Source organism: Paenarthrobacter sp. CM16, from assembly GCF_013179505.1.
Classification (GTDB): domain Bacteria; phylum Actinomycetota; class Actinomycetes; order Actinomycetales; family Micrococcaceae; genus Arthrobacter.
In genome coordinates this window covers 1-5,146 of sequence record NZ_JABMCX010000314.1, presented here as the reverse complement: position 1 = coordinate 5,146, position 5,146 = coordinate 1, and the positions used below count along the sequence as shown (strand labels likewise).

Here is a 5,146-nt window from a genome sequence, read left to right as displayed (position 1 = left end):
TGACCGTCCTGGTAGACGCCCGCCACGGCTACACTCCAACACCGGCCTTGAGCCACGCCATCCTCAAGTACAACCGCGAAGCCGCGCCGGGCACCCCCCAGGCCGACGGCATCGTGGTCACCCCCAGCCACAACCCGCCCGGCGACGGTGGCTTCAAGTACAACCCTCCCCACGGCGGCCCGGCGGACACCGATGCCACCGGTTGGATTGCGGACCGCGCCAACCAGTTGCTGGAGAACGGCCTCCGTGGCGTCAAGCGCATGCCGCTGAACGATGCCCTTGCTGCCGACACCACGGGCAAGTTCGACTTCCTTAGCAGCTACGTGGATGACCTCCCGTCGGTGCTGAACCTCGAGGCGATCCGCAACGCCGGCGTTCGGATCGGAGCCGACCCCATGGGCGGCGCCTCCGTTGACTACTGGGGCGAAATCGGCGAGCGCCACCAGCTCAACCTCACAGTGGTGAACCCCACCGTCGATCCCCAGTGGGCCTTCATGACCCTCGACTGGGACGAGAAGATCCGCATGGACTGCTCGTCGCCGTCGGCCATGGCGTCCCTTATTCAGCGCATGGCCGCTGGTGCCGATGGCACCGCCGCTTACGACGTCGCCACAGGTAACGACGCCGACGCCGACCGCCACGGCATCGTGACACCTCTTGTTGGTGGAGTGGGCGGGCTGATGAACCCGAACCACTACCTCGCCGTCGCCATCGATTACCTGTACCGGAACCGCAGCGGCTGGAACCCGGAGTCCGTTGTGGGCAAGACCCTGGTTTCCTCCTCGATCATCGACCGCGTTGCCGGTGGACTTGGCCGCAAGCTGGTTGAGGTACCCGTGGGCTTCAAGTGGTTCGTGCCCGGGCTCCTCTCCGGCGAAGGCGCCTTCGGTGGCGAGGAATCGGCCGGCGCATCCTTCAACAAACTCGACGGCAGCGTGTGGACCACAGACAAGGACGGCATTTTGCTGGCCCTTCTGGCCTCGGAAATCACGGCCGTCACGGGGTCCTCTCCGTCACAGCTCTACAAGGGCCTCACCGATCAGTTCGGCGCACCCGTTTACGCCCGCATTGACGCCGCAGCTACCCGGGAGCAGAAGTCCAAGCTGGGCAAGCTGTCCGCCTCCGACGTCACCGCCACGTCCCTTGCGGGCGAGGAGATCACGGCCAAGCTCACCGAGGCCCCCGGCAACGGCGCCTCGATCGGCGGCCTGAAGGTTGTCACCGAGAACGCCTGGTTCGCGGCCCGCCCCTCCGGCACCGAGGACGTCTACAAGATCTATGCCGAGTCCTTTAAGGGTACAGACCACTTGAAGCAGGTTCAGGAAGAGGCCAAGGCGCTGGTGGACGGGGTCATCGCCTAGCTCCTCGCTCTCTCACTTCACCGGGGTCTGCGGCGAGCCCTCTCCCACAACCCACGGACCTCAAGCGAACCCTCTCCCACAACCCACGGGTCGGACCAAGCCGGATTCGAACAGCTGGGGGGCGCACCCGAGCGGCGTGAGGGAAGGTTCGAACCCACGGTTCTGAACGCGGGTGATAGAGGGTTGGTCTCAAGCCCGAGGGATGTGAGAGCGCGCCGGTCTCAAGCCCGAGGGATCTGGTAGAGGGTCGAGGGTGCCGGCAACGCAAAACGCCCGCTCACAGGACAGTGAGCGGGCGTTTTTGCTGCGGAGAACTTGGGCCGTCCGCACTTAGACAGTGGGAACTTATACGGCGCGAAACTTAGACGGTGCGAACAACGTCCTCGTAAGCGAACTTCGGCTTGGCTTCACCCCAGGCATCCGGGCCGGGCTGGCCAATGTTGACCACGAGGAAGCTCTTCTGGTCGCCGGCCGGGAAGAACTGGGCGTCGATTGCGGAGAAGTCCGCACCGGTCATGGGGCCGGCAGCGAAACCGAGCGAGCGCACGGCCAGGATGAAGTAGCCTGCCTGCAAATGAGCGTTGTTGTTGCCCGTAGCAGCGGCGAAAGCGGGATCGGCGTCGTACATGGCCTTGGGCGCGCCGTAGGCGGGCAGGAACTTGTCCCACTGACCCTGCCAGTCGGTGTCGTAAGAGAGGATGGCGACCAGCGGAGCGGAGGCGGTCTTGGCCTTGTTGCCGTTGGAAAGTGCGTCAACCAGCTTGGCGCGGGCCTCATCGGAGCGGACATATGTCACGCGGAGCGGCTGGGAGTTGAAGGCTGTGGGGCCAAACTTGGTGAGCTCGTAGATGGCGCGGGCCTGCTCCTCGGTGACCTCACCGGCGAAGCTGTTGGCGGTACGGGCTTCGGCAAAAATGGCGTCGACTGCTGCGGCGTCAATGACTGCTTCTTCGTGGGCGATCGTCATTTGGTGAACCTTTCGCTGGGCCTGACCCTGAGCCGGCCGGGCACTTCTGCTTTCCATGGTTGCAACTTCAAGTTCCGTTGTCCTCTTCCCATGACGGCCCGTGACGTTGGGCACACAGCGTGACTCCGCGTGTCGTTTCCTTGCGTTGTGAGGCCCGCTTTGCGCTTCATTCGGCGCGCGAGGCGCGTAGAGCGGACCCCGCAATGGCGGTAATGTTGCACCGAATCCCAACACTCTTCTGAGGAAGGCCCGCCATGAGCATGCTCGGCATCAAATGGAAGCTCCACGGCAACGGCAAGTCCATTCGCCCCGGCCACGTGGTGGCACCCGATGAGCGGCTCGCATGGCCCCTGACCATCGGTATCGGCATGCAACACGTGGTGGCCATGTTCGGCGCGACCTTCCTGGTCCCCATCATCACGGGCATGCCGCCCGCCACCACCCTGCTATTCTCCGGTATCGGCACCCTGCTGTTCCTGGTGATTACCAAGGGCCGGGTGCCCAGTTACCTGGGTTCGAGCTTCGCTTTCATCGCCCCGATCATGGCGTCCCAGCAGCAGTACGGCGTCAGTGGCGCCTTGGGCGGCGTGGTGCTTGCCGGCGTCGTACTGGCGCTTATTGGTGCGGTGGTGCAGAAATTTGGCGCGGAATGGATCAACCGGCTGATGCCGCCGATCGTCACGGGCGCCATTGTGGCGCTGATCGGCCTGAACCTGGCACCGGCGGCGAAGAATAATTTCGACGCCGCACCGGTCACCGCGCTCATCACACTGGTCACGATCATCCTGGTTTCTGTTCTGTTCCGCGGGATTCTGGGGCGACTGAGCATCCTGGTGGGCGTCGTAGTGGGTTATCTCGTGGCGATGATGCGGGGCGAGGTGTCCTACGAAAAGATGGACGCCGCCGCGTGGATTGGCCTGCCGCTGTTCCAAACGCCCGAGTTCCACATCGGCGTGGTGGGCCTGTTTGTCCCCGTGGTCCTGGTGCTGGTGGCTGAGAACGTGGGGCACGTGAAGTCGGTGGCCGCGATGACAGGCCAGAACCTCGACGGCGTCTCCGGCCGCGCGCTGATGGCCGACGGCGCCGCGACCGTACTTGCCGGGTTCGGCGGCGGTTCCGGTACCACGACATACGCGGAGAACATCGGCGTCATGGCCGCCACCAAGGTCTACTCGACGGCGGCCTACTGGGTGGCCGGTATCTTCGCCATCCTGCTGAGCTTCTCCCCGAAATTCGGCGAGCTGATCGCCACCGTCCCGGCCGGTGTCCTGGGCGGCGCCGCAACGATGCTCTACGGCATGATCGGCGTGCTTGGCGTGAAGATCTGGGTGCAGAACAAGGTCAACTTCTCCAACCCGATCAACCTGACCACGGCTGCTGTTGCCCTGATTATCGGCATCGCGGACTACACCTGGACCATTGGCGAGCTGAAGTTCACGGGCATTGCTTTGGGTTCCGCTGCTGCCCTGGTGATCTACCACGGCATGAAGGGGCTGGCTCGCTGGCGCGGGACCGTCGCTGAGCCGGAGACCGAGACGGCGGGGCTGCCGCCTGCGGTGAAGTCGGCGATGAATGCTGCGGCTAAGCGGGGCGGGAAGAAGGGGAAGTAGGGGGCTAAGCATGCGCCCCATGACCGATTCCGAACAGGAAATCCTCAAGCGGCTTCTATCGATGGAATTCGAGGGAGCCGCCGTTTTTCGCACGCAAGCCATGCATATTCTTGGAGTTGAGTCCGACTGCATCTGCGGCTGCCCCTCAATCAAGATCCACGTCGATCGGGCAAAAGCTGCACCTGCTCTTGGCATTCGAATCCTCCCAACCGAGCTCGAAGAGCTTAGCCGGGCGGGCGGTGTCCCGTCGTCAGTGCTCTGCCTACTCGATAGGGATGGGTACCTGGCGAATCTGGAATGCGTGTATTACGACGAAGTGGTCACTGATTGGCCGGCCAGCAACAGATCTGCAATCGTGCTCCGCGACTCTGCACGAAATGTGAGTGCCGTTTTGCTGCCGAGTGGGGTCCTGGTAAATCCACACAAGGAGGGAGATTCTTGGATCTCCTTCCGTGAGGAGAAACTAGGATTCACCGCCACGACGAGAACCGGATGGACTGAAACCTACGACGCCACAGGACGTCTGGTCTCGCGGGCCTTAATAGAGTGAATGAGTCGCCATCGGCCACTTGTCCGTTGGATGCAGCAGCAAGCCAAACCCCTAAACTGAGCCGGTAGTTTGGTCGTGAGGCAGGGCGCGACCGGGAGGACTTGTAGCCACTGAGCGCCAGAAATACTGAGGTCTTTCACTCCAAGGAATATTTCGATTCGGCGGCAATAACCAGTTTGCTGGCCCACTCAATGCACTTGCTGGACCTAGCGCGGGTGAGGCTCGAAACGTTGTACGCAGCTTTTGTCTTTTCACCCAAGAGGCGGGCGAGAATCGCGTTGTCACCCCCGGCCTCCTTCAGCACTTTTATCGCATCAGCGTGATTGTCAGACTTAGAGTGGCGGCCTAGCTGCAGCAAGCAAAAAGCATCCGCTGCCGCTATGCCTGCATGGACTGCCAGGGTGGCAATGACGTCTGCATATGTTTCTTCGGGATTCAGGGTGTTGATCGTATCCGCTGCTTCAAGGAAAGCCCTCGAATCCTCCAGCCGCGCACTGGCATCTGTCCTTGCCGTCATTAGGCTGCCGCGGAATCACCGAGGTGGCGCGACAACCAATGTCGATCACCGTAAACGTGAACGCCTTCCCTCAAAATCGAGTTGAATATCGGTGCCATTCGGACTTCGGACGCTTCGTAAATCAATGGGCGTACGTCATTA

General features: G+C 62.4%; 5 protein-coding genes. 3 read left to right on the top strand and 2 right to left on the bottom strand.

Features of this window, described 5'->3' with window-relative positions:
- Positions 1–1,361 (top strand): phosphoglucomutase (locus HP499_RS20495; protein WP_172325974.1); only part of this gene is annotated, 1,361 nt, incomplete at its 5' end.
- 361 nt (positions 1,362–1,722) lie between these two features.
- Here the strand turns inward: HP499_RS20495 and HP499_RS20490 are convergent.
- Positions 1,723–2,328 (bottom strand): malonic semialdehyde reductase, encoded by a 606-nt coding sequence (locus HP499_RS20490; RefSeq protein ID WP_172325973.1) that lies wholly within the window; start codon positions 2,326–2,328, stop codon positions 1,723–1,725.
- Positions 2,329–2,582: 254 nt separating this feature from the next.
- Here HP499_RS20490 and HP499_RS20485 point away from each other — a divergent pair, with 254 nt between their 5' ends.
- Positions 2,583–3,938 (top strand): uracil-xanthine permease family protein, encoded by a 1,356-nt coding sequence (locus tag HP499_RS20485; RefSeq protein ID WP_172325972.1) that lies wholly within the window; start codon positions 2,583–2,585, stop codon positions 3,936–3,938.
- Positions 3,939–3,957: 19 nt separating this feature from the next.
- Positions 3,958–4,488, top strand: coding sequence for a hypothetical protein (locus HP499_RS20480; protein WP_172325971.1), 531 nt, complete (start codon positions 3,958–3,960; stop codon positions 4,486–4,488).
- 136 nt (positions 4,489–4,624) lie between these two features.
- On the opposite strand, the gene HP499_RS20475 is transcribed toward HP499_RS20480, so the two are convergent.
- Positions 4,625–5,005 carry a hypothetical protein gene (locus tag HP499_RS20475; RefSeq protein ID WP_172325970.1) on the bottom strand — a complete coding sequence of 127 codons (381 nt, stop codon included), beginning with the start codon at positions 5,003–5,005 and terminating at the stop codon, positions 4,625–4,627.
- Positions 5,006–5,146 lie beyond the last annotated feature (141 nt).